The organism is Methylophilus sp. UBA6697, assembly GCF_002454655.1.
Taxonomy (GTDB): Bacteria; Pseudomonadota; Gammaproteobacteria; order Burkholderiales; family Methylophilaceae; genus Methylophilus.
The window spans coordinates 124,104-149,203 of the sequence record NZ_DKJH01000003.1 but is presented as its reverse complement, the minus strand read 5'-3'; the positions used below and the strand labels follow the sequence as shown (position 1 = coordinate 149,203).

Annotated in this window: 27 protein-coding genes and 1 tRNA gene; 3 read left to right on the top strand and 25 right to left on the bottom strand. The window is 49.6% G+C overall.

Translation table 11 applies throughout. The features are described from left to right. The 18 genes from nuoK to B3355_RS01945 form a co-directional block, all read right to left on the bottom strand. On the bottom strand, window positions 1-306 hold the full coding sequence (nuoK, locus tag B3355_RS02030; protein ID WP_019881823.1) for an NADH-quinone oxidoreductase subunit NuoK: 306 nt from the start codon (window positions 304-306) through the stop codon (window positions 1-3). Window positions 307-308: 2 nt separating this feature from the next. Then, complete coding sequence (locus tag B3355_RS02025; protein WP_292779726.1) at window positions 309-935, bottom strand: NADH-quinone oxidoreductase subunit J; 627 nt, start codon at window positions 933-935, stop codon at window positions 309-311. 16 nt (window positions 936-951) lie between these two features. Next, entirely contained in the window at window positions 952-1,443 is a 492-nt protein-coding gene (gene nuoI / locus B3355_RS02020; RefSeq protein ID WP_019881820.1) for an NADH-quinone oxidoreductase subunit NuoI, read from the bottom strand. A 39-nt stretch (window positions 1,444-1,482) separates the two neighbouring features. Beyond that, a complete protein-coding gene (gene nuoH / locus B3355_RS02015) occupies window positions 1,483-2,511 on the bottom strand; it encodes an NADH-quinone oxidoreductase subunit NuoH (RefSeq protein WP_019881819.1) in 1,029 nt (342 codons plus the stop codon). A 1-nt stretch (window position 2,512) separates the two neighbouring features. Continuing rightward, window positions 2,513-4,945: an NADH-quinone oxidoreductase subunit NuoG gene (gene nuoG / locus B3355_RS02010; RefSeq protein ID WP_024929774.1), complete on the bottom strand. Its 2,433-nt coding sequence runs from the start codon at window positions 4,943-4,945 to the stop codon at window positions 2,513-2,515. Window positions 4,946-4,971: 26 nt separating this feature from the next. Next, complete coding sequence (gene nuoF / locus B3355_RS02005; RefSeq protein ID WP_292779722.1) at window positions 4,972-6,306, bottom strand: NADH-quinone oxidoreductase subunit NuoF; 1,335 nt, start codon at window positions 6,304-6,306, stop codon at window positions 4,972-4,974. 10 nt (window positions 6,307-6,316) lie between these two features. After that, on the bottom strand, window positions 6,317-6,796 hold the full coding sequence (gene nuoE / locus B3355_RS02000) for an NADH-quinone oxidoreductase subunit NuoE (RefSeq protein ID WP_019881815.1): 480 nt from the start codon (window positions 6,794-6,796) through the stop codon (window positions 6,317-6,319). Window positions 6,797-6,843: 47 nt separating this feature from the next. Continuing rightward, entirely contained in the window at window positions 6,844-8,097 is a 1,254-nt protein-coding gene (locus tag B3355_RS01995; RefSeq protein WP_024929771.1) for an NADH-quinone oxidoreductase subunit D, read from the bottom strand. Next, window positions 8,090-8,686, bottom strand: a complete 597-nt coding sequence (locus B3355_RS01990) for an NADH-quinone oxidoreductase subunit C (RefSeq protein ID WP_019881813.1) — start codon at window positions 8,684-8,686, stop codon at window positions 8,090-8,092. The genes B3355_RS01995 and B3355_RS01990 overlap by 8 nt, the downstream gene beginning before the upstream one ends. A 43-nt stretch (window positions 8,687-8,729) precedes the next feature. Beyond that, window positions 8,730-9,209, bottom strand: coding sequence for a NuoB/complex I 20 kDa subunit family protein (locus B3355_RS01985; protein WP_019881812.1), 480 nt, complete (start codon window positions 9,207-9,209; stop codon window positions 8,730-8,732). A 6-nt stretch (window positions 9,210-9,215) separates the two neighbouring features. Continuing rightward, window positions 9,216-9,545: an NADH-quinone oxidoreductase subunit A gene (locus B3355_RS01980; protein WP_019881811.1), complete on the bottom strand. Its 330-nt coding sequence runs from the start codon at window positions 9,543-9,545 to the stop codon at window positions 9,216-9,218. A 145-nt stretch (window positions 9,546-9,690) separates the two neighbouring features. Continuing rightward, a tRNA-Leu gene (locus tag B3355_RS01975) sits at window positions 9,691-9,775 on the bottom strand. Window positions 9,776-9,781: 6 nt separating this feature from the next. Then, on the bottom strand, window positions 9,782-10,126 hold the full coding sequence (secG, locus tag B3355_RS01970; RefSeq protein WP_292779715.1) for a preprotein translocase subunit SecG: 345 nt from the start codon (window positions 10,124-10,126) through the stop codon (window positions 9,782-9,784). Window positions 10,127-10,179: 53 nt separating this feature from the next. Then, window positions 10,180-10,974: a triose-phosphate isomerase gene (gene tpiA, locus B3355_RS01965; RefSeq protein WP_292779713.1), complete on the bottom strand. Its 795-nt coding sequence runs from the start codon at window positions 10,972-10,974 to the stop codon at window positions 10,180-10,182. 148 nt (window positions 10,975-11,122) lie between these two features. Continuing rightward, the gene (locus tag B3355_RS01960; RefSeq protein ID WP_292779711.1) at window positions 11,123-12,202 is read right to left on the bottom strand and encodes an alkene reductase; all 1,080 of its coding nucleotides are present in this window, start codon (window positions 12,200-12,202) and stop codon (window positions 11,123-11,125) included. Between the two features lie 69 nt (window positions 12,203-12,271). Continuing rightward, a complete protein-coding gene (locus tag B3355_RS01955; protein ID WP_292779709.1) occupies window positions 12,272-12,844 on the bottom strand; it encodes a YceI family protein in 573 nt (190 codons plus the stop codon). A 34-nt stretch (window positions 12,845-12,878) separates the two neighbouring features. Continuing rightward, window positions 12,879-13,451, bottom strand: a complete 573-nt coding sequence (locus B3355_RS01950) for a flavodoxin family protein (RefSeq protein WP_292779707.1) — start codon at window positions 13,449-13,451, stop codon at window positions 12,879-12,881. Between the two features lie 44 nt (window positions 13,452-13,495). Continuing rightward, window positions 13,496-14,206, bottom strand: coding sequence for a pirin family protein (locus B3355_RS01945; RefSeq protein ID WP_292779705.1), 711 nt, complete (start codon window positions 14,204-14,206; stop codon window positions 13,496-13,498). Between the two features lie 104 nt (window positions 14,207-14,310). On the opposite strand from B3355_RS01945, the gene B3355_RS01940 reads away from it, so the two are divergent. Genes B3355_RS01940 through tadA form a run of 3 tightly spaced genes read left to right on the top strand, consistent with a single transcriptional unit; the run spans window position 14,311 to window position 16,192 of the window. Next, the gene (locus B3355_RS01940; protein ID WP_292779703.1) at window positions 14,311-15,228 is read left to right on the top strand and encodes a LysR family transcriptional regulator; all 918 of its coding nucleotides are present in this window, start codon (window positions 14,311-14,313) and stop codon (window positions 15,226-15,228) included. Window positions 15,229-15,264: 36 nt separating this feature from the next. Beyond that, window positions 15,265-15,720 (top strand): phosphate-starvation-inducible PsiE family protein, encoded by a 456-nt coding sequence (locus tag B3355_RS01935; RefSeq protein WP_019881802.1) that lies wholly within the window; start codon window positions 15,265-15,267, stop codon window positions 15,718-15,720. Window positions 15,721-15,727: 7 nt separating this feature from the next. Beyond that, on the top strand, window positions 15,728-16,192 hold the full coding sequence (tadA, locus tag B3355_RS01930; protein ID WP_292779700.1) for a tRNA adenosine(34) deaminase TadA: 465 nt from the start codon (window positions 15,728-15,730) through the stop codon (window positions 16,190-16,192). 79 nt (window positions 16,193-16,271) lie between these two features. On the opposite strand, the gene B3355_RS01925 is transcribed toward tadA, so the two are convergent. The 7 genes from B3355_RS01925 to lpxO all read right to left on the bottom strand — a co-directional run bounded on the left by B3355_RS01925 (window position 16,272) and on the right by lpxO (window position 25,032). Beyond that, window positions 16,272-17,063 (bottom strand): PEP-CTERM sorting domain-containing protein, encoded by a 792-nt coding sequence (locus tag B3355_RS01925; RefSeq protein ID WP_292779698.1) that lies wholly within the window; start codon window positions 17,061-17,063, stop codon window positions 16,272-16,274. 89 nt (window positions 17,064-17,152) lie between these two features. After that, complete coding sequence (locus B3355_RS01920) at window positions 17,153-17,980, bottom strand: PEP-CTERM sorting domain-containing protein (protein WP_235273406.1); 828 nt, start codon at window positions 17,978-17,980, stop codon at window positions 17,153-17,155. Between the two features lie 104 nt (window positions 17,981-18,084). Further along, window positions 18,085-19,452 carry a PEP-CTERM sorting domain-containing protein gene (locus B3355_RS01915; RefSeq protein WP_292779696.1) on the bottom strand — a complete coding sequence of 456 codons (1,368 nt, stop codon included), beginning with the start codon at window positions 19,450-19,452 and terminating at the stop codon, window positions 18,085-18,087. Window positions 19,453-19,703: 251 nt separating this feature from the next. Further along, window positions 19,704-22,307, bottom strand: coding sequence for a TonB-dependent receptor (locus tag B3355_RS01910; protein WP_292779694.1), 2,604 nt, complete (start codon window positions 22,305-22,307; stop codon window positions 19,704-19,706). A gap of 297 nt (window positions 22,308-22,604) precedes the next feature. Further along, on the bottom strand, window positions 22,605-23,198 hold the full coding sequence (locus B3355_RS01905) for a PEP-CTERM sorting domain-containing protein (RefSeq protein ID WP_019881797.1): 594 nt from the start codon (window positions 23,196-23,198) through the stop codon (window positions 22,605-22,607). Between the two features lie 134 nt (window positions 23,199-23,332). Next, a complete protein-coding gene (locus B3355_RS01900; RefSeq protein WP_292779691.1) occupies window positions 23,333-24,019 on the bottom strand; it encodes a Bax inhibitor-1 family protein in 687 nt (228 codons plus the stop codon). A gap of 113 nt (window positions 24,020-24,132) precedes the next feature. Next, entirely contained in the window at window positions 24,133-25,032 is a 900-nt protein-coding gene (gene lpxO, locus B3355_RS01895) for a lipid A hydroxylase LpxO (protein ID WP_292779689.1), read from the bottom strand. Window positions 25,033-25,100: the final 68 nt, after the last annotated feature.

Below are 25,100 nucleotides of genomic sequence, written 5' to 3'. Positions count from 1 at the left end.
TTAACCTTTTAACTGATCCAGATCGTCGACGTTGATGGTGCGCAAGTTACGGAACAACACCACCAGAATCGCCAGGCCAATGGCAGACTCTGCGGCGGCCACGGTCAGGATAAAGAACACAAATACCTGGCCAGCGATATCGTTCAGGTAGTGTGAAAAGGCGATAAAGTTCAGGTTGACGGCCAACAGCATCAACTCGATGGCCATCAGCAAAATAATCACGTTTTTGCGGTTGAGGAAAATACCAATCACACTGATCGCAAACATCAGCGCCCCCAGAATCAGGTAATGAGACAAACCGACCATGATTACTTTTTCTCCTCTGCCGCGGGTGCTGGCGCTTCTTCTACTTCGGCAGGCATAGACACAATGCGAATACGATCGCTGCGCTTCACTTTTACCTGGTCTGCCGGGTTCATGGATTTATTGTCTTTGCGTTCACGCAAGGTCAGCACAATGGCCGCGATCATCGCTACCAGCAACACCACGGCAGCCAACTCAAACGGCAGCAGATAGTCGGTATACAGCACTTTACCCAAGGCAGCGGTATTGCTGTAATTGGCTGGCAGTTCAACCGCCTCGCTAGGATGCAGGTTCTTCTCGGCCAGCACCATGGTCATCTCGACCACCATGAGTACACCGATCAGGCCCGCCATGGGCAGGTACTCCCAGAAACCCTCACGCAATTTGTCGAGGTTGATATCCAGCATCATCACCACAAACAGGAACAGCACCATCACCGCCCCGACGTAGACCAGAATCAGCGCAATGGCCAGGAACTCAGCTTCAAGCAACAGCCAGATACCCGCGGCAGTAAAAAAAGCCAATACCAGGAACAGCGCTGCATGTACCGGGTTACGCGTGGTGATCACGCGGATGCCGGAAAACAGCAAAATAGCTGACAGTACGTAAAAAACAATATCGGTAAATAACATGATTATCCTGTCTCGCCTAGCGATAGACCTTGTCCTGGGCGCGGTCTTCTGCAATTTGCGCCTCATACTTGTCGCCGACTTCCAGCAACATTTGTTTGGTATAGATCAGGTCACCACGCTGCTCGCCGTGGTAATCAAAAATACGGGTTTCCACAATGCTGTCTACCGGGCAGGATTCTTCACAAAAACCACAGAAAATACACTTGGTCAGGTCGATATCGTAACGCGTGGTACGGCGGGTGCCGTCGTCACGCTGGTCCGATTCAATCGTGATAGCCATCGCCGGGCAAACGGCTTCACACAATTTGCAGGCAATGCATCGCTCTTCGCCGTTCGGGTAGCGGCGCAAGGCATGCAAGCCACGGAAACGGTTAGATTGTGGCGTCCGTTCTTCCGGATACTGAATCGTAATCTTCTTGGCAAAGAAATAGCGTCCGGTCAGGGCCATGCCTTTCAGCATTTCCACCAACATCAAACTGCCCAATGTATTTTTAATCGAATTCAACATGGTAAGGTTTCCAAAATCCCTGTTTGTGCATCGCCCGGTTTAGTGGAACAAATAAGCCCATTGTGTTTGCATCATCGCCCCAACCACAACAATCCAGACCAGCGTGATGGGAATAAATACTTTCCAGCCCAAACGCATGATCTGGTCATAGCGATAGCGCGGAAAGGTGGCGCGGAACCATAAAAACAGGAACAGCAGGAAAGCAACTTTTGCCAGCAACCACAAAATGCTGTCTGGCAGGAAAGGGACCGGCGACAACCAGCCACCAAGGAACATCAGCGCAGCCAGCATGGAAACCAGCATCATGTTGGCGTATTCAGCCAGGAAGAAGACGGCAAACGCCATGCCGGAATACTCGACGTGGAAACCAGCCACAATCTCGGATTCACCTTCGGCCACATCAAACGGCGCGCGGTTAGTTTCGGCCACGGCACTGATGAAATACACGACAAACAGCGGGAACAACGGCAGGAAATACCAGTGCCAGAAACCGCCCTCCTGACCCATCACGATATTACCCAGGTTCAAAGAGTTGGCACACATGAGTACGCCCACCAGGGTAAAGCCCATGGCGATTTCGTAAGACACGATCTGTGCTGCTGAACGCAACGCACCCAAAAAAGCATACTTGGAGTTGGATGCCCAACCGGCAATGATCACGCCATACACCGCGACCGAGGTCATGGCCAGAATATACAACAAACCAGCATCCACATTCGCCAGCACCAGGGTTGCATCAAACGGGATCACAGCCCAGGCAGCAAACGCTGGCGCAATCGCTAATACGGGCCCGATAAAGAACAATGCCTTGTTAGAAGCCGTAGGCAGGATGATTTCTTTAAATAACAGCTTAAGACCATCCGCCAAAGGCTGCAGCAGGCCCCAATAACCCACGCGGTTAGGGCCAATACGCACTTGCATATAGCCGATGACCTTACGCTCGGCCAAGGTCAGGTAAGCCACCCCAATCATCAGTGGCAACACAATGGCCACGATTTTAATCAGCGTCCACACCACTAGTTGCACGTCTGCCCAGTAGGAGCCAAATAATTCAGCAAAGAATTGCATGTTATGCCATCTCGGTCAGTTGTTTTTCGTAAATCGCCACTTGATCGGCCGACGCTTTTTCAATGGTGATATCGCCCATCAGGTCACCCAGGCCAGCCGTCAACGGATGCGCCGCGGCAACACGCACGCAGCCTTTGGCCACATGGTTATCCACACGTACTTTAAGTACGGCGCTGCCTTTATCCTGACGCGCAACCACAATATCGCCATCCTGCAAGCCCAAGTCGGCCAATTGTTCGGCACGCATGCGCGCCATGGGGCGAATGTTGTATTTGGTTTTTTGCAACGGGGCTGAACGACGCACAATCGGGTCAAACTCGTATTGCGGCACTTCGCCAATGCGTTGCAAACCTTCTTTTTTGATATTGACCTGAATTTCTACTAACTCTTTCAAGTTGTTATTCAGACTACGCCATACCACTGCAGACGGTTTTTCACCATTAAAGATGGCATTTTTCACGTCTTCTGAACTATTGAAATCAAAGCCCGGCAGCCCTAATGTATTGGCCAGCACGCGCAGCACTTTCCAGCCTGGACGCGCTTCGCCTAGCGGCCGGGTCACCGCCTGGAAGCTTTGTACACGGCCTTCCATACTCATAAACGTGCCTGAGGTTTCGGTAAATGGCGCAATCGGCAACAGAATATCTGCGTTATCAAGTGCAGCAGATTTATACGCCGTCAATGCAATCACACATTCCGCTTTTGCCATGGCATCGCTGGCCAGGGCCGCATGCTGGCAATCCAGCTCAGGTTCGATATTCAGCAGCAGATAAGCCTTGCGTGGCACCTCAATCATGGCACGCGCATGCATGCCCGTGGCTGAAGGCATCACGCCCATCAGGTGCATACCGGTACTGTTGGCAGCTGGCGGCAAAATACCACCTTTAGCGCCTGTGATACCACCGATAGCTTCGGCCATACTATACATTTCGGTAAAACGGGGATCACTCAAGGCCATATTGCCGAGGAAAATACCGACTTTAGGCGCAATCAGGATCAGCTCTTCGCTGATACCGGCCAGGCATTCGGCAATTTGCTGTGTATTTGGTCTTACCTGGATTTCTTCCAGTAGTTTATTCAGGGTTGGCGGCAAGCACAGTGACAGTTTTTGCAAGCCTGACATGGCTTTTAACACTTGACCCAGCACATTCACCATATCGTTAGGACGCACAATGACCTTGTGTGCGATATCCATCAATGGATCATTATCCAGTGGGCTGACGATACATAACTCGGCACCGTTAGCGACTGCCTTGCGAATACGCTGTGCCAGCAATGGATGCTCATTGCGCAGATTGGAACCGATCAGCAGGATACGGTCAAGCTCTTCGATTTCCTGAATATTGCAGCCCATCCATGGTGTACCGGTACGTTTACCATCCAGACGGAAGTCCGTCTGGCGCAGACGGTAATCCACATTACCGCTACCCAGACCTTCGGCCAGTTGCTTGATCAGGTAACCCTCTTCCATGGTGCTGTTTGGTGAAACCAACACACCCAGTGCCTCACCACCATACTCCTTGGTGATATCTTTGAGTTGCCCTGCGGCAAACTCCAGTGCGGTTTTCCAGTCAGTTTCTTGCCACTGGCCGTTGTGCTTGATCATCGGCACTTTGAGGCGGTCAGGACTGTTCAGGCCTTCGTAAGAGAAACGGTCGCGGTCAGATAACCAGCATTCGTTAATCGACTCTTTTTCACGCGGCAATACACGCATGACTTTATTGTCTTTAACATGCACTTCAATATGCGAGCCCAGGCCATCATGCGGCGCAATAGAAGGCCTGCGTACCAGCTCCCAGCTACGGGCAGAGTAGCGGAACGGCTTGCTGGTCAACGCACCAACCGGGCACAAATCAATAATATTACCGCTCAGTTCGGAGTTGACGGATTGATCTACATAGGCAGTAATTTCAGCGTGCTCGCCACGATTGACCAGGCCTAGCTCCTGCATGCCGCCGACTTCCTTGAGGAAGCGTACGCAGCGTGTACACTGGATACAACGCGTCATATCGGTACTGACTAAAGGGCCGATATTTTTATTGAACACCACCCGTTTTTCTTCGGTATAACGAGAGCCGGAGGCGCCGTAAGCCACAGCAATATCCTGTAAATCACACTCACCGCCCTGATCGCAAATCGGGCAATCCAGCGGGTGGTTAATCAACAAAAACTCCATCACGCTTTGCTGGGCTTCTACCGCAGATTTACTACGAGTATAGATCTTCATGCCATCAGCCACTGGCGTCGCACAGGCAGGCAAAGGCTTGTTGAATTTCTCTACCTGCACCAGGCACATACGACAGTTGGCGGCCACCGACAGCTTTTTGTGGTAACAAAAACGCGGGATCGCGATACCTACCGCGTCCGCAGCATCAATAATGGTGCTGCCGTGTTCGACTTCTAGTGGTTTGCCGTCAATTTCGATGTTTAGCATGTGATTACCGTTAAGCTTGATAGCGTTTATTTACCATCGACCATGGACTTGCCATGCTGGATGTAATATTCAAATTCAGGGCGGAAATGTTTGATAAAGCTCAACACGGGTGTCGCCGCAGCATCGCCCAACGCACAAATGGTTCGGCCGGAAATGTTGTTGCTTAAATCCGTCAGCAGGTCGAGATCTTCCATCTTGCCTTTGCCGTCGACGATGCGCTCAATAATGCGATAGACCCAGCCGGTGCCTTCGCGGCACGGCGTACATTGACCGCAGCTTTCTTCATAAAAGAAGTAGCTCAGGCGTTTAAGCGTTTTAACCATACACGTGGTTTCGTCCATGACGATCATGGAGCCCGCACCAAGGCTGGAACCCGCTTTGCTCAGACCGTCATAATCCATAGTGGCATTTTCAATAGCACTCGCTGGCATGACGGCGGTAGATGGGCCACCTGGTATCACGGCCTTTAACTTACGGCCTTTCCAGATACCACCCGCCATATCGAGCAAGTCTTTAAAAGGAGTGCCCATTTTGATTTCATAGTTGCCAGGTTTTTCAACATGACCAGACACCGAAAATAATTTGCTACCGCCAGAATTAGGCACACCCAGATCAGAAAATGCCTGGCCACCATGCTGCATGATCCAGGGGATAGACGCGTAGCTTTCGGTGTTATTGACGTTGGTTGGTTTGCCAAACACGCCATAACTGGCCGGAAATGGCGGTTTAAAACGTGGCTGGCCTTTTTTGCCTTCGATCGACTCAATCAGTGCCGTTTCTTCACCGCAGATATAAGCGCCATAGCCATGCACGGCATATAGATCAAAGCTGAACTCGGAACCAAACAGGTTTTCACCCAGATAACCGGCCTCACGCGCTTCTGCCAGCGCCGCTTCAAAAATTTCGTAGTCTTGCCAGATTTCACCGTGAATGTAGTTATAACCGACGCGTGCACCCAAGGTATAGGCGGCAATGGCCATGCCTTCAATCAGTTGGTGCGGGTTATAGCGGATAATATCGCGGTCTTTAAACGTACCCGGCTCGCCTTCATCGGTGTTACACACCAGATACTTAGTGCCATCGTAATAACGTGGCATAAAGCTCCACTTGAGGCCAGTTGGGAAACCAGCACCCCCGCGGCCACGTAAGTTAGACACTTTGACCTGGCTGATAATGTCAGGCGCTTTTACTTTCTCTGCCACCAGTCGTTTGAGCTGCACATAGCCGCCCAATTTTTCATAGGTCGCCAGTGAAGAAGGATTATCTTCTGCCAGCGTTCGCAGGGTGACCAGGGTCTGCCCGGCCAGATCCGTCTTGACCACAGGTTTACTATCCAATGTCGCGTTTGAAGTTTTTGCCATGTTCAGCGCCCTAGCCCTTATTTAACTCGTTAATGAGGGCATCCACTTTTTCAGTGGTCAAAAATTCGTGCATATCGCTGTTATTCACATGCAATAACGGCGCACCACCACAACAGCCCATGCACTCACCCTCTTTCAGGCAGAACTTGCCATCAGGCGTCACTTCGTTAAACCCAACACCGAGCTTGTGTTGCAAATGCTCCACAATCTCGTCCGAGCCTCGCAGCATGCAAGAGATATTGGTACAGATCGTAATCTTGTGCTGACCCACCGGCGTCAGATCGTACATATTGTAGAAAGTCGCGACTTCCAGCGCAGCGATTTCCGGGATACGCAAATACTTGGCAACCTCGGAAATACTTTCCTTGGATAACCAGCCACGTTCCATTTGGACAATCCTCAAGGCCGACATCACTGCCGCCTGACGCCTGTCTTTTGGATATTTCGACAGTTCGTATTCAATCTTTTCAATTGATTCTGCACTGAGCATGCTTGACCCTTACTATCTTTCCGATCCGTGCTATCACGTCGTTCCGGTTATCTGTCAATTTCACCGAACACAATATCTTGTGTACCAATAATTGCGACCAAGTCAGCAATCATATGACCTCGCGTCATCTCATCCAGCGCGGCCAGATGCGGAAAGCCCGGTGCCCGAATTTTCAAACGATAAGGCTTATTGGCGCCATCAGACACCATATAAATCCCAAACTCACCTTTAGGATGCTCTACCGCTGCATATGCTTCACCGGCAGGCACATGGAAGCCTTCGGTAAACAACTTGAAGTGGTGAATCAAGTCTTCCATATTGGTTTTCATGCCTTCGCGGTTAGGCGGCGCAATCTTGTTGTCATCAGTGATGACCGCGCCCGGATTTTTGCGCAACCAGTCGATACACTGTTTGATGATGCGGTTGGACTGGCGCATCTCTTCCACGCGCACCAGGTAACGGTCATAGCAATCACCGTTCACACCAATTGGAATATCAAAATCCATTTTGTCGTAGACTTCATACGGCTGCTTTTTGCGCAAATCCCAGGCAATGCCAGAGCCACGCAACATGGCGCCCGTCAAGCCCAATGCCAGTGCACGTTCTGGCGTCACCACGCCGATGCCCACGGTACGCTGCTTCCAGATACGGTTATCAGTCAACAGGGTTTCATACTCATCGACATAAGTAGGAAAGCGATTGGTAAAGTCTTCGATGAAGTCCAGCATGGAACCCTGGCGGTTCTCATTGAGTTTTTTGATTTCGTCGGCACTGCGGAATTTGGTGGTTTCGTGTTGCGGCATTTTTTCCGGCAGGTCACGATAAACACCGCCTGGACGATAATAAGCCGCATGCATACGCGCGCCAGATACCGCCTCATAGACGTCGAACAAGTCTTCACGCTCGCGGAATGCATACAAAAATACCGTCATGGCGCCCACGTCCAGCGCATGCGCACCCAACCACAGCAGGTGATTGAGGATACGCGTGATTTCATCAAACATGACACGGATATATTGCGCACGTACCGGCACATCAATACCCAGCATTTTTTCAATCGCCATCACATAAGCATGCTCATTGGCCATCATGGACACATAGTCCAAGCGGTCCATATAAGGCACACTTTGCAGATAAGTGCGGTTTTCAGCCAGTTTTTCCGTGCCGCGATGCAGCAAGCCAATATGCGGATCGGCACGTTGAATGACTTCACCGTCGAGCTCCAGCACCAGACGCAATACCCCGTGTGCCGCAGGGTGCTGCGGACCGAAGTTCATCGTATAGTTTTTAATCTCAGCCATGGTGCGCACCTTCGTCACGAATCACGCGCGGCACATTGTTACGCTGCTCTATAGACACTGGCTGATAAATCACGCGCTGCTGCACCGGGTCATAACGCATTTCAACATTACCAATCATAGGGAAATCTTTGCGGAAAGGATGACCAACAAACCCGTAATCCGTCAGCAAACGACGCAAATCAGGGTGGTTCTCAAACATAATGCCGTAGAGGTCAAACGCTTCGCGCTCAAACCAGTTAGCTACCGGCCAGATATCCACCAAGGTCGGAAATACCGGAAAATCATCATCGGCGGCAAAGGCACGGATACGCACACGCTGATTCAAGCTCACAGAAAGCAAATGCAATACCACGGCGTAGCGCTGACCTTCCCAGCGGCCATCACCGTAATCAGAATAATCCACGCCACATAAGTCAATCAGCTGTTCAAATTTAAGCTCGGCATGTGTTTTCAATCGTTCAGTCACAGCCAGCAGGTGTTTCACATGGACTTCCACTGTGATTTCACCCAGCTTTTGCTCCAGCCTGACCACACCGTCACCCAAGGCCAACTTGAGCTGCGCGGACAAATGTTCGAGTTTTGCGGACATAGTTTAATTTCTTGGGCTTAAGTATTTGGACAATCGGTCAGTATCAGGTTCTGGCGATGGTGTTGGTGCGTCTGATTTTCTTTTGCAACTGGATAATGCCGTATAACAAGGCTTCAGCTGTAGGCGGGCAACCAGGCACATAAACATCCACGGGCACGATGCGGTCACAGCCACGCACCACCGCATAAGAATAATGATAATAGCCACCACCGTTGGCACAGCTCCCCATGGAGATTACCCAGCGCGGCTCAGCCATCTGATCGTAAACCTTGCGCAAGGCCGGTGCCATTTTGTTCACCAGCGTACCGGCGACAATCATCACGTCAGACTGGCGCGGACTCGGACGGAACACAATGCCAAAGCGGTCCAGATCGTAACGCGAAGCACCGGCATGCATCATTTCCACTGCACAACAGGCCAGACCAAACGTCATCGGCCATAAAGAGCCCGTGCGAGTGTAGTTAATCACCGTGTCTAGCGTGGTAGTGACAAACCCTTTTTCCAATACGCCTTCAATGCTCATTTTGCATTAATCCCATTCAAGGGCGCCCTTCATCCATTCAAAGATGAAGCCGACCACCAATACAAACAAAAAGACCATCATTGCCCAGAAGCCGGCAGACCCAATTTCCTGAATCACCACCGCCCACGGGAAAAGAAATGCAATTTCGAGATCAAACAGAATAAACAGAATGGCGACCAGATAATAACGTACATCGAACTTCATACGCGCATCTTCAAACGCTTCAAAGCCGCACTCATAAGGGGAGTTTTTTTCCGCATCAGGTTTGTGCGGAGAGAGAATTTTACCTGCAATCAACGGCCCCAAGCCTACGCCCAGGCCGACCAGGATAAACATCAGAATTGGGAAATAGTTTTCTAACACTGATTTGCCTTAATCGATCATGTTAACAAGTGATTTCAATGCATCATGCCCAACAGCACATTGAAATACTCCCAAATAACCAATTCCCATCCAGCCACGTCGCAAAACAACATGGGACTGGTGCCGTCGGCGAGACTCGAACTCGCACGACTTTCGTCACTACCCCCTCAAGATAGCGTGTCTACCAATTCCACCACGACGGCTAAGTATTAATTAGGAATATCTTTGGGTGTATTTTCAACCGGCTTAACTGCTTCCGCAGCCTCACCTTTGGCCGGAGCCTGTTGTGTCAACGCAGATTTAACCACGCTGCCAGAACTTGCTTTATGACTGGACATAAACGCCNNCGTCAAGCTAGTTGCAAAAAACACTGTAATAAAAATCGATGTCAGCTTGCTGAGCAAGTTAGAAGAGCCGGACACCCCGAACAAACTGCCGGAGGCACCACTTCCAAAGGCGGCACCCATATCGGCGCCCTTGCCATGCTGTAATAAGACCAAGCCAATCACGGCAGCGGCTGCCAGCACATGAATGACGAGAATGACATTTTCCATATTTCTTTTAATCCATAATTAAATAACGATTAAGCTTTTGGCATCTTCGCTATCTAGATGACGCTATTTTCAGGAACGGCCTGACATATTTTTATAAATTGCTCAACATCTAGAGAGCAACGGCCGACCAGCGCGCCATCTATTTCCTTCTGATTTAATAATTGTACCGCATTTTGCGGGTTTACGCTGCCCCCGTAGAGGATTTTTAAGCTATCCGCCGCGGTTTTATCTGCAGCGGCGACGGTGTCACGAATAAACTGGTGCATGGCCACGGCTTGCTCAGCAGAGGCCGCCAGGCCGGTGCCGATAGCCCAGATCGGCTCATAAGACACGATAGTGTGCGCAAACGCCTCACCGCCAAACAACCGGATAATGGTTTCAAGCTGCTTGCCAACCACACGCTCCATCACGCCAGCTTCACGCTCCAGCAAAGTTTCACCAACACACAAGATCGGGATTAAGCCATGGCGCTTGGCCATCATGAATTTTTCGGCAATATTTTCATCCGACTCGCAATAGGCAGTACTACGCTCGGAGTGGCCGATAATGACATGGTGTGCACCAAAGTCACGCAGCATCTCCGCGCTCACTTCGCCGGTATAAGCACCCTCTTCATACTTGGCAATATTTTGCGCCCCCCAGGCGACGGAGGTGCCGGCCAGCACAGATTGCACTTGTGCCAGATAAGGGTAAGGCACGCACACCACCACATCGGTTTGCGGTAAGGATTGCAAGCCTTGCAGATAGCCATCAAGCAGCGCCTGGTTGCGGACCAGGCTGCCATGCATTTTCCAATTGGCAACAACAAGTTTGCGTGGGGATAAAGGGGTGATATCAGAGCGGGACATGCAGAAATTAACTCACAATGTGCGGAGCGTTAGCTCGGTTGAATTCGCGTTGCGCGAATTTTACGCCCGCATACAGTGAGCGGCAAGCACAACAGGGCATATTGCAACGAATCAGCAGCATTCGTGCAACATACCCTTTGCGAATCCATTAAGCCGTTAAAAACGGATAGTCAGTATAGCCATGCTCGGTACCACCATAAAAAGTCGCTGAGTCTGCTGCATTGAGAGACGCATTGCTAGCAAAACGCGCCACCAGATCGGGGTTAGCAATAAACGGCACCCCGTAAGCCACTGCATCGGCATGACCGCTGGCAATCGCCGCATCACCGCGCGCCTTGTCATAACTCAGGTTAGCGATATAGCCATTATTAAACAGCTGACGGAATGTCGCAAAGTCAAACGGCTCAGACTCGCCACCACCATGAATGCCGCCTTCCACCGCATGCAGGTAAGCCAGGTTGAATGGATTCAATGCCTGCGCAACATGATTAAACGTCTGCTGCGGATGACTGTCTCGCATGTCATTGAATGGATTCACCGGAGATAAACGTACACCGACTTTATCGGCGCCTATGGTATTGACCACAGCCTGCACCACCTCCAGCAAAAGGCGCGTACGGTTTTCAAGGGAGCCGCCGTATTGATCCTGGCGCTGATTACTACCATCACGCAAAAACTGGTCTAGCAGATAGCCATTCGCCGCATGCACTTCCACGCCATCAAACCCCGCTGCAATGGCACAACGTGTGGCATGCACGTAGTCCTGTACAATGCCAGCCAACTCAGAAACATCCAACGCACGTGGCGTCACGTAATCTTGCAAACCCTGATAAGTAAACGCCTGGCCAGCAGGCTTCAAGGCCGAAGGTGCGACAGGCGTCGCCTGGTTAGGCAGTAAGCTAGGGTGTGAAATACGCCCCACATGCCACAACTGAATCACAATTTTGCCGCCCTTGGCATGCACAGCATCAGTGACTTTTTTCCAGCCCGCGACTTGTGCGTCCGTATAAATGCCTGGCAACGCCGGATAACCATGCGCCATTGGCGAGATCGGTGTAGCCTCAGTAATAATCAGGCCTGCCGTTGCGCGCTGCTCGTAATAGGTGACGTTCATTGCCTGTGGCACACCGCCCTCGCCCGCACGATTGCGCGTCAGTGGCGCCATGACGACGCGGTTTTGCAAGGCAATATTGCCCAACTTGACTGGGGAAAACAAATCCAATGCCATTTACCTGCTCCTTTAAAGGTGAGTAGTCGCGCAGGCACTTCGCCCGCGCAGCCACTTGCTTAATTACGCTTACTTGGCTTTCACGCCTTCAATCAGCAAGGTGATTTCAATATCATCCCCCACAGGCGCGTTCGCACCTGCTGCCCAGCCAAAACCATAATCTGAAGCCTTGATAGTCAAATGACCTTCAAAACCCGCACGTTGGCCGCCCCATGGGTCTGAACCATAACCCAACACTTTGACCGGGATATCCACCACTTTGGTCACGCCATGGATGGTCAATTTGCCTTGCATCACCGCCTGCGTCTGGCTGCTGGCAGTAAACTTGGTGCTTTCAAACAGAATTTGCGTGTACTTGCCCACATCTAGGTATTTGTCCGCCTTGATATGCTCGTCACGCTTGCCGAAACCGGTATTCACACTGCTGACATTAATCGCCGCACGTACAGTTGCCGTATTCAGGTTGGCAGGATCCAGCGTCACCACACCAGTCACATCGTTAAAAGTGCCCGTAGTTTTAGACACCACATGGCGAATGCTGAAGTTAGCAAAGCTATGGGTAGCATCGATGTTGTAGGTATCGGTCGCCGCCCACGCCTGTGAAGCTGTTAACAAACCCAGCGCAAGAATGATTTTTTTCACTTATAGTCTCCTTCGTTTTTAGTTAATCGCTGCGTTATGCAGATTTTGAAAATCGCTTGGTCGTCGTTGCCACACGCTCACCCAAGTGTTCAGCTGTCAGCAAATCACTCTGAATCGGTGCCAAATCCGGGCCTTGATCGGAGTTGGCCTGCGCCATGGCGCCCAAAAAGCTACCCAAACGATTTAAGTCGTTGACCGAACCATTGCTGTGATTGTTCCCCGGCAGCAAACCCAAACTGACCCAAATCATGCCATGCTGGGCTGCGAACACTGACAATTGCGCCAAGGTATTCAACTTATCGCCACTCTGGCTGGCTGAAGTGGTGAAACCTGCAGCAATTTTGTCTTGCCAGTCACGTGTGTACCAGGCTTTAGAACTGGCATCCATAAACGCTTTAAACTGGGCAGAAGCCGAGCCCATATAGGTTGGGCTGCCAAAGATAATCGCATCGCTGGCCTTGAGCAAATCCCATTGCTGCTGCGCTTCATCTACCGTCAGCAGATTCACCGTCACGCCCGCCACTTTTTGTGCGCCACGCGCCACTGCTTTGGCCTGCTCAGCCGTGTGCCCATAACCACTATGATAAACAATTGAAACCTGAGTCATTTTTTAGCTCCTTATCAATAATTCAAAATCAATAATTCAAACGATTATTCGCCAACCTGTGGCAAATCAAACCACAACACTTCACTCTCATTGACAGCGCGCATACTCAACTCACTCGCCGCATCCACCGTCAGCGCATCCCCCGCTTGCAGGCGCTGGCCATCTACCTCCACTTCGCCACGGGCAATATGCAAATAAGCAGAGCGGCCCGCCATGACATGTACAGGCAAAGCCGCATCGGCCATCAGCACAGTGGCATACAGTGACACATCCTGATGTACTTTTAATGACCCTGCCTGCGCACCGGGCGAAGCAATCAGCGCCCAGCGATTTTGCTTGTCCGCCAAAGGAATGGTTTTGTCTTCATAGCCAGGCGTCAGCCCCAAGGTGTCAGGCGTAATCCATATCTGTAACAAATGGGCAGTGGTTTGCGCGGAAGCATTCATTTCACTGTGGCGCACACCGGTGCCCGCCGTCATGCGCTGCACATCTCCGGCACGTATCACTTCACTATGGCCCATGCTGTCGGTATGCCGCAGTTCACCTGCCAGCATATAGGTAATAATCTCCATGTCCTGATGGCCATGCATACCAAAACCGGTCGTTGGCGCAACTTTGTCATCATTGATCACGCGCAACACCGAATATCCCATATGCTCAGGGTCGTAATAACTGGCGAATGAAAAGCTGTGAAAGCTTTCCAGCCAGCCATGGTTAGCGTAACCACGTGTATTGGAAGGGCGAACATGTAACATTTATTCACTCCATTTGAAAGATTAACTGTATGATAAAAAAACACTTAATCTTTTGATAGCAAAACATTTTGCATCTCTTGTTCAGTTTTTTTGATTAACCTCACATGACAATCAAACTCAGTCTCGAAGCCCTGGAAGTCATTGATGCTATCGACCGCAAAGGTAGTTTTGCCGCCGCAGCCGAATCCCTTTATCGCGTGCCCTCTGCGCTCACCTACACCATTCGCAGGCTGGAAGAAGATCTGGGGCTGGAATTATTTGACCGTAGCGGTCATCGCGCCACACTCACACAAGCAGGCCTCGAACTGCTGAAAGAAGGCCGCTACTTGCTGGACGCGGCACACACACTGGAACGACGCGTGCAGCGTATTGCCACGGGCGTGGAAACCGACATTACGATTGCCGTCAGCGACCTGTTCGACTTCAAGCCCATCCTGCATATCCTGCAGGACTTTTACCAGCAAGAATTCGGCACCCGCGTCAAATTGCTGCGTGAAGTCTACGGCGGCAGCTGGGACGCATTACAATCCGGCCGGGCTGATATTTCAATCGGCGCGCCCGGTGATGCGCCACCCGGTGGGGTATTCTCCACCCATTTGCTCGGCCAACTGGAATTTGTATTTGCAGTTGCCCCGCATCATCCACTGGCCGCCCTGCCGGAACCCTTAAGTGCCAGCGATATTGTGCAACATCGCGTGGTAGCCGCGGCCGACAGCTCACGTAACCTGCCACCACGCACCTCAGGCATTCTCTCCGGCCAGGATATTTTGACCGTCCCGGACATGCAAACCAAATTGCAGGCACAAATTTCCGGCATTGCCATTGGCTACCTGCCAAAATCCCTGGCCCAGGCCGCCGCAGAAAACGGGCAACTCATAATTAAACAGGTATCTGAGCCCAAGCCGGTTGGCCCCACATTTATTGCCTGGCGCCAGCAACGTCCATCTGAGATGGGCAAAGCCATGCAGTGGCTGCTAAAACAATGTTCGCAACTGCCATTGGAGCAATTGCTGAGCAAATGATTTATCATCATCGATGTATGATGAAATGGACGCAATATGTCACAAGAACAACTGCCTGAAGAATTCGAACCGCTTAACCGTATTGCCATTAAAGCCATGCTTTGGCTAAATGGACTGGCGCATATCATTATTGGATTGGCGCTGGCGACTTCAGTCATCATGTTCACCTGGCTGTTTTTTCTCGACGTCAAAGAAGCCGCCTACGCCCACAACCTAGTACATGGCTTTTTGCGCGCGCTAGGCACGCTGATGTTGCTATGGTCGATCTCGGCCCTGATTTCTGCTGAAATCCGCTATCTGCGTGGCCACAAACTGCTGGTAGAAACTTTTATTGAAGTCGTACTGGTCATGTTTTTGCGCAAACTGATCGTGCTACCGGTACAAGATGCCACACCCACCTATGAGGAAATCGGCATCTGGCTGGCAGGTGCTTTTATTATGGGGCTGGTGTACATCCTAATTCGCCTGGCCGATAAAAGCAGCAGCAGGTAACCAGCACATGCAAGATGAAGACTTTATGCGCCAGGCCATGATGCTGGCAGCCGAAGCTGCTGCTCTGGGAGAGGTCCCGGTCGGTGCTATCGTCGTCAAAGATGGCATCATCATTGGCAAAGGCCGTAACGCCCCGATCAGCCTCAACGACCCGACTGCACATGCCGAAATCCAGGCTATGCGCGAGGCCGCCCAACACCTGAGCAATTACCGCCTGGTAGACTGCACACTCTACGTCACACTGGAGCCCTGTGCCATGTGCAGCGGCGCCATCCAGCATGCCCGTATCGCACGGTTAGTGTATGGCGCCAGCGATCCTAAAACCGGCTGCTGCGGCAGTGTGGTGAATCTCATGGCTGAACAGAAACTGAATCACCATTGCCAAGTGAGCAGTGATGTACTGGCCGCAGAATGTGGCGCGCTGTTGAGTGATTTTTTCAGGCAACGCAGACTGGAAAAATCAAAAGTTTGATCCATTACCGAACACAGCATCTTTACAAACAACAAACCCGCCATTGGCGGGTTTGTTTTCACTACTTAATTAAACGCAATTAAGCAGATTTACGACGGCGAACAACCGCGCCCATCAAACCCAAACCAGCCATGAACATAGCATAGGTTTCAGCTTCTGGCACTTGAGTCACGGTGTAACCTGACAGCCACATTTCAGCAAACTGACGACCACCTTCATTAGCTGAAGCACCCTGAACGATACGCACAGCATTATCTGTCCACTGATAGGTCAGGCCTTCGGCACTAAACTTCAACAAATACAAACCGGAGTTTGGATTGTTTTCACCAATGCTGACGTCAGTGCGGATAGCCACTTTATCCAAATCCTGATAGGCACCAGTCTGAGCGGTACCGGCAACATAAGATGCAACGTAGTCAGAACGTGCCGGATCGCGCAAGCGATAGCCAGTTGTACCGGAACCATAAACTGCTGAGCCGGAAGTCCATGCGGCAGACAGTGTATCTACATCAGACAGGCCAGTACGCACAACAGAATTGATCTCAGTAATGCCATTGGTGTTATTCAACAGTTTGAAGTAAGAACCAATGATGTAGGAGTTGGTATCGCTCTCGTACCATACTGTATCAATAAACGAACCCACCACATTACCGTTAATTGGAGAAAGTACGCTTGATGTGGTTGATGCCAGCTGTGTCCATGTCGTTGGCAAGCTGCTAATGTAAAAAGCATCGGTCAATGTATTGGAGGTGCTACCAGCTGTACGCTCGCCTGTATTCACGACTGTTGTAAAATTGCCCGCATAAGCGCTATTCGCAGCGAAAGTAACGGCGGCGATCGCCAAAGTTTGTTTCCAAATTGCTGTTTTCATATTAAGATTCCCTCACAAAAGTTGTTTTTAAGTGGCGGGGTAGCGCAAGCTCCCCGCTCTTTTTTCATGGCACTTATAATCATTGACTGCTATTTAGCGGCCTTTGAATGACGGCGACGTGAAACGATGCCCGCAACACCCAAGCCAGCCAGCAACATGGCATAGCTCTCTGGCTCTGGTACTGGCGTGGTGATTGCTGTTGGGATAAACCCAGTAATAAATCCACCTGCTGGACTTTGACCCTCTTCGCCAGACTGATAAAAACCAATTGCTTTACCCAAGGTGTAAGAAGTGGCATCGGTCTTCACCAGGTATAAACCAGACCACGGATTGTCCTCTGCCACACTAAAGTCACCTTGCTGACGAACCACATCTGCATCGTAATCAAACGGGCCTTCACCTGCTGTTGAGTCTGTTTTTACAGCCGTGTATTGGCGCAAGTCGGAATCAGTCAGAAATGTCCATGCCACAGAGGTGCTGTAACCGGTAAAGCCATAGCGATACAAGAAGTTAGCTTCATCACCATTGTTTTCGCGATTCAGGTAACGCGTACCAAATACCAGGCTGTTGTCAGCACTGTCTCTGAACACGAAGTCATAAATGTCAGCCTGTGCAGAACCTGGCGCCAAATCCACACCAGTGGTTACTCGCCAGTCGATCAGCGTCAAGGTACCCGTTGCCAGCTCAGTATCAATATCAAACGCCGGAAACGCGCGATAGGTTAAAGACGTTGGTACAACGTTGCCACTGCCACCACTTTGAAAGTCAGTGGTATCACCATAGCCTGACTGGTAACTGACATTCGTTGCCAAAATAAACATGGAATCAACGAACGCATCGTTATCCCCTTCAACCACATTATTGGTTAAAGACTGAAAATTACCAGCACTGGCGGTATTCGCTGCAATCGCGAACACACTTGCCAATAAAACACTCTTTAGCTTCATTGCATTCTCCTCAAGATTTATTTTATAAACATATATTCATGGCAATGCGCTGTGCCATGCGACACAGCGTTGCTTTATTGTTTTTTACGGCGGGAAGCGAATGAAATCACACCCAAGCCTAGTGCCAGCAAAACATAACTCTCTGGCTCTGGCACTGGAATGACTGTCAACACACCGCTAGCTGCGTCATAGGTATAACCAAAGCCATATCCCAGTGGACTTAAAACCGCAATACTGGAAAACGCACCGGTTGAACTTGTGAAATCAAACAAGTCAAAAGTATCGCCCGCATTACCGGTGTAACCATTGATAAATGAAAGTTTTAATACGCCACCAAAGGTGAGATTGCCATTAACAGTCAGATGGTCATACTGTGTGCCTTGAAGTAATCCGCCGATCTCAAACAGGGCTTCGTTGCTCGCGCCAAATACCACATCGCCATTCACGGTCACTGAGCCAGGGCTATTACCCGCAGAATAACCGCCGTTGAACACAAAAGTGCCACCACCACCTAACAGTGCGCCCACTTGCTGGTTAAATGCGCCATTGAAAGTCGCGGTTGTACCAGTGTTCGCATTAATGTGTGAGCCGTTGGTCGCAACCACTGAACCACCAAATTGCGCATTACCGTATTCAACAGTGGCCGTCCCGCTGACATTCATATTGCTTGTATAGCTACCACCATACATTTTGACGGTCTCACCAGCCGCAACACCACTTTCCAATTTGGTTGGGGCATAGCCTGACAGGGATACCGACAGAACTGATTGGCCTTCTTCACCGCCCTGACGAATCTTGATCGCGTTATCAATTACCTTGAAAGCCGTCGCATCCGTGCGAATCAAATACAAACCAGATTGCGCATTGCCTTCAGAAGCATTCACGTCTGTACGGAAATCCACCACATTTGAGTTATACACATCGGCACCCTGCTTCAGGCCAACATTACTCATTGCCGCGCTATAGGCCCTCAAATCACTACTGGATAAGCGGGTCCAGCCTGCTTCCACTTTAAAACCCTCGTAGCCATAACGAAAAATGTCATTGGCCTCAGACAAGTTTCTCTGGCCATTAATCGGGCCAAAATAAAGACGGGAGCCAATCACCACAGAATTGGTGGTAGTGTCCATAAACACGTAATCACTAAATGTACCGGCATACAATGCGTCTGTCGTACTTGCAAAATTAGTGTCTACCTTACTGATCAGTGACAGTGTGGAAGGAAAACTGTACACGCCACTCTGAACCACTGGCGCGATGTAGAGCTTGTCAGACAAGACATTTGCCGCACCGGAACAACGAATGGTTGTCGCACTGGCAACACCGCAGCCTGGCTGTCCAGCCGCACTTGGCAGCGTCACAAATGCAGCGTTTGCATTCATGGAAAACAAGCCAGCGGTCAACAGTGCAGAAACCACGCCCGAAATATATTTAATCTCCATAACCTACCCTCGAATTAAAAATGAATTATTTTTTAAACATCATTGCAAATGCCATACCAACTTCACCAACCACCTCAATTACAGATAAAACAGTCTCACAAAGCATTTATTTTTCAACCACTTATAAAAAAATCACCTACCATTCAATCCATGCAAGCATCTGTATCAAGCCACACGCATTACAATTAAAACCACTGAATTCAGGTTTTAATAAACCACCCATACAACCACATGGTTACTTACAACCAGGCTTAATCCAGTTTCATTTTTCGCTGCTTCCAATCCAGGTCATAACTCAAACCGAACCATGCTGCGCGCGGCGCGCCCGGTCCAATAAAGGTGGTGTTCTTCCACTGGTCAGAGTTGTAGTTAAAGCCCGCAGCATCACTCGCTGCACCACCGCTCGTAGGGGTAAATGGTGTCCGTCCAAGGTTGCCCGCCGTGGCATATTCACGGTCAAACACGTTGTCCAGGCGTGCAAATAAGGTAAAACCGTTATCAAACTTGTAATTGGCACGAAGATTAAAGATCGCGTAGCCTGGGATACTGCCATCGCCGATAAAGTCATACGGGTCGGTAAATGGATCAGTTGCATCTCGTTTTTTATGCTTATTATTTTCATTGCCACGCACAAAAGAGGACGAATGCATCACCATATTGAGTGTGACGTCGAACCTCTTATTCGCCGCGTAATTCCAGCTTGCTTGCACAATGTGATTAGGCATGCCGGGCAACTGGTCGCCCGGCCTGATATAGACGTAATTCTGGTTTTGTACGCTGTCTAAGACGTTACTACTGTTATTCGGGTTAATAATGGTGGAAGGTGACTCAAACGTCGCCCGCATCCAGGTGTAATTAAGGCTCAGCCGGTGATCGCCCCATTTGCCTGCAATGCTACTTTCAATGCCCTGCCGCAAAGTCTGGCCAAAGTTATCAAACACACCACGGTTTTTACGGCCAAGTGGCACAAACAAAATGTCATTGGTGAGCTCTGTGCGGAAGAAACTTAAATTCCAGTTTAAATTTTCGCTACCAAGAAAACTGGTCGAGATGCCTCGAGTACCCGCCTCATAAGAGGTGGAGCGGACTTGCTTGAGATAAGGGTCAGCCGTGAGGGAAGTCGGTATCGCGCAACCAAATTGATAATTTCGATTGTTTTCAATCTGCGTCCTGTCAATCGCACATCCCAACTCAATGACGGAAGGTGTACGGGAGCCGCGACTCACATTGCCATAAGCCACCAGATTAGGCTTAATCTCCCAGGTGAGGCCAAACGAAGGATTGAAACTACGGTACATATAATCCCCTTTGGAACATATGTATTTTCCGTTGTCAGAGGTGTCTGTTAAGTCGACCACACAACGCTCTCGAGTCGGATCGAAATAGGTACCTGACCCATTATCCTCAAATTGATATAGGCTCAAGCCGCGCTCTGAGCGCAAATCATTTTTCACACGGGTATGGTTAAACCTGGCCCCTAGCGTGATATGCAAGTCATCTCTGGGTGACCAGGTATCACTGACAAACATGCTTTTGGTCGTACTACTGCCGGTCAGTTTATTTCGAATGATTGGATACTTCGCAGCTACCAACCCAAGATCCGTGTAATAACTGGGGTTCTGAACCAGCTCACGATCAGCGCCGATATCAGCAAACATTTCCGCCTGCATGAAATTGACATCATTGGTGTCATAGGTGATGCCTGCGGTCAACTCGTGCTTGTCAGTCACAAAATTCATCTGAAAAGCTAATCCCTCGCCACCCTGCTTCAGGTCAGACAAGCTGAAGACACCATTCGGGATGAGCCCCGCACATCCGGAGCCAGGCGAGGATGAGGTTGTAGATGAACCATCAGGCAGACTGCCGTCAGGACAATTCACACCGGCACGTTCTGATAATTGAGGAAAGTCGTCATAAAAATCTCCCCCAATTGCTTTTTGCTTAACGCTACGTTTATACGCCAAACCAGAAAAACTCAGGTTATCGTTCAGGTCAAAGCGACCAGTGAGGTTGTAGTGTTCCAACCCATTCTTGTTTTCATCCGGTGAGGTGAATACGGCTTTTCTATCCTGCTCATACATTTCGTATGGCACCACACCATTGCCAGTCAAGGCCGTGTCCACATTCAAGGCAGTAAAATTGAGCTCGCCATAATCACTACGCATCGTGGCACTGGTAAATAGTTGGCGAACATTAGAAGGCGAGTTATCACGCCAGCCATCCTCCTTGAAATGGTTATAGGCCACAAACAGGCCAAGCCTGCCATTATTAAAACCATTGGAGAATTGCATTTGTTCACGCCCCCAGGCGCCACCCATCACCTCAGCGTGCGCCTGGTTGTGCGTAAACCCGTTCTTGGTAGTAAGCGCCAAGGCACCACCTAGCGTATTAAGGCCAAACATCGGATTAGAGCCAGGAATCATATCAAGGCTGGCGATAGCGTTCATGGGAATAAAATCCCAATTCACAACTTCACCAAAGGCCTCGTTGACACGCACACCATCCAGGTAAACAGAAATCCCTTGCGGGGTGCCGATCTGTGGCGAGGCGGTAAAACCACGAAAGTTCAGATCCTGCTGAAATGGATTCCCGGCATAATCATTGATGGTGACCGATTGCATTGAGTTATTCATTAAGTCAGTGATATTGATTGACTTTGAATCCGCGATTTCTTTACCACTAATGCTTTGCACATTGGTGGTCATTTTTTCTTTATCAATCACCAGACCAGGCAATGGCGTAATGACACTACGCCGCTTCGCTTTAACCACGACTTCATCAAGCTGTATCGCACGTTGAGAATCTGCGCTCTTCTGCTCGTTACTGGCAGCATCATCGCCACCATCTGCCGCCATTGATACACAAGAATAGGTTGCAAGAAACAACACTGATTTTATTTTTTTATTTAACATACTTCCCCTCCACAGGGGAAGACTGCAAAAATCAAACCATCTCAATCAAGATAATTAGATCAATATAATCAACCAGTTACGATTTAATCAATCTTTACAACCACTTTTAACGGTTGCAGGCAGCCGCTTTGGCTGCAATAAACCATACAGAGCAAACCATTTGCTACGCAATAAACATCGCGCAAATAAAAAAAAGCCCGCATTAAGCGGGCTTTTGTTTCATAACAACCAGTTTATTGCTTAAGTAGATTTTCTGCGGCGCACAATAGAACCCATAATGCCTAAACCAGCGAGCATCATGGCAGCCGTTTCGGCTTCAGGCACTGAGGCGACTGAGACATTCAATAGCAATGCCCCCATGTTGTCACCACCACCATTTTTAAATACGACCGAGGCTAATGAGTTAGAAGCAAAGTTCACAGTACGTGTATAAATAGTGACTGGCGCATCAGAAGTCAGGTTAAAGGTTTCGTTATAGCTACCAAAACTGACGTCTACTGTATTTGACTCACCACGTGTACTGCCGGACAAGACGAACTCCAGTGTATACGTCCCGGCAGCCACATTCAGGGCTTTGGAGCTAAAGTCACCGGCGTCACTTGTACTGCCGTCCAAATCGATATATAAGCCGTTACCAGGGTAGAAATCAAAATAGCCATTACCAATTACATCGACTGTGCCGTTGGTCACGGTCCAGTTACCAGCAAAATCAGTCACATTTAAACCAGCGGTATAACTATCAAAATTATCTGAAAAAATCACTGCGGACTGAGCAGGTGCTGATAATGCGCCACACACAGCAACCGCACACAAAGTTTTTGTTACTACTGACATACATCCCCCTTCTCAACCGTTGTAAAAATTAGAACGACAACTGTATGCCTGATATGTATTTAATGCAATACCCCAAATGGGCTAATAAAAAACCCGCCAACTGGCGGGTTTTTTATTTGAATCTGAATCTATGCTTAATCGCGGTTGCCCAGCAAAGCCAGTAGAATATTCAACAAGTTAACAAACAGGTTGTAGATATCCAGATACAGATTCAGGGTTGCCATCACATAGTTGGTTTGGCCGCCACGTACGATCTGGTTGACGTCATACAAAATGTAGCCTGAGAAAATCAGTACGGATACACCAGAAATAGCCAGTGACAAAGCAGGAATCTGGAAGAACATATTAGCCAAACCAGCCACAATCGCCAGGATCAGGCCGATCATGAGGAACTTGCCCATGCCGCTGAAATCACGCGCAGGTGAAGAACCGATGGCAGCCAGACTCAGGAAAGTAATCCCCGTACCGGCAGCAGCCAAACCAACGATCTCGGCACCGTTACGCAAATGCAGTGCAAATTGCAGAATCGGGCCTAACATCACGCCGAAAACAAAGGTCATGGCCAACAACAACCAGACGCCTACACCACTGTTCTGGTTCACAGCGATCAGTTTGAACATACCAAACATCACGGCCATAAAACCAATGGCAAACATGAACGGATGCGCGGCCATAAAGCCAAAATTCATTTGCATGCCGACATAAGCACCAATCACCGTCGGCACCATGCTCAAGCCGAGCAAAGCATATGTATTACGCAGCACGCGATTTTGCGCCGCGGATACATTACTCTCACGACCTAAAACTTGCATATCTGACATAGTGTTTTTTCCTCTCAATAAAACTTTTTTAAAACTTACTTAGGATTAAGATAATGGCAAACGCACAAAGTTTCAAGTTTTAATCATGACATTTGTGTGAAGATATCTGTTAGCTACAGCTTCCAGATCGCGTAACAAACCAATGCAATCAAAATGATACGTGTGATTTGATAGACATTTTTATTCCACTTTTTAAAACGACGGCGATATTGCCCAACGACCCAGGCATAGTGGAACAAACGGTTAATCACGCCAGTTTGGTCCCCTGCTTCGTTCGGTGAACTAGCGGCAGTGACAATAGTATTCGCCAGGAAACGATTGATTGCCTGTGCCCAGCCATAGCGCATGGGGCGCTCAATATCGCAGAACAGAATCACACGCGTTTCGTCGGTCTTGTTATACGCTTCATGGATATAGGTTTCGTCAAACATCACCGCCTGGCCATCGCGCCAGCTATAGTCTTCACCATCGACACGGATAAAACACTGGTCATCATTAGGCGTCGCCAAGCCCAAATGAAAACGCAAAGAACCCGCATATGGGTCGCGATGCGGGCGTAAGTGCGCGCCCGGCGGCAACTCGGCAAACATGGCCGCTTTCACGCTGGGAATACTTTGCAACAAAGCCACTGTTTTCGGGCAATAAATGCTGGCAGAAGGATGATGTGCGTCATACCATTTAAGGTAGAAACGCTTCCAGCCGGTTTTAAAAAACGAGTTAAAACCGGCGTCGTTATTGGTTTGTGCTGCCGCAATGCGCTCTTGTTCACGCACGTGCAAAGCTTCTTCACGAATTTCCTGCCAGCGGTCGGTGATTAACTTCAACTCAGGGAATTCATTCACCGACAAATAAGGCGTGGTCGGTGCTTTTGAGAACAGGTATAAAAACACATTAAACGGTGACACGATGCCTGAGTGGTCAAACACCTGGCGGTAAAAACGATGCCGCACTTTACCGCGAAAGTGAACATAACTGACCGAGGATAAGAATATCCCGAGAATAATCCATTTCATAATCGATACCGTTGCTTACACAGTTATTAAATTGCTATCAATAATAGACTAGCTTAGCGCATCACCGT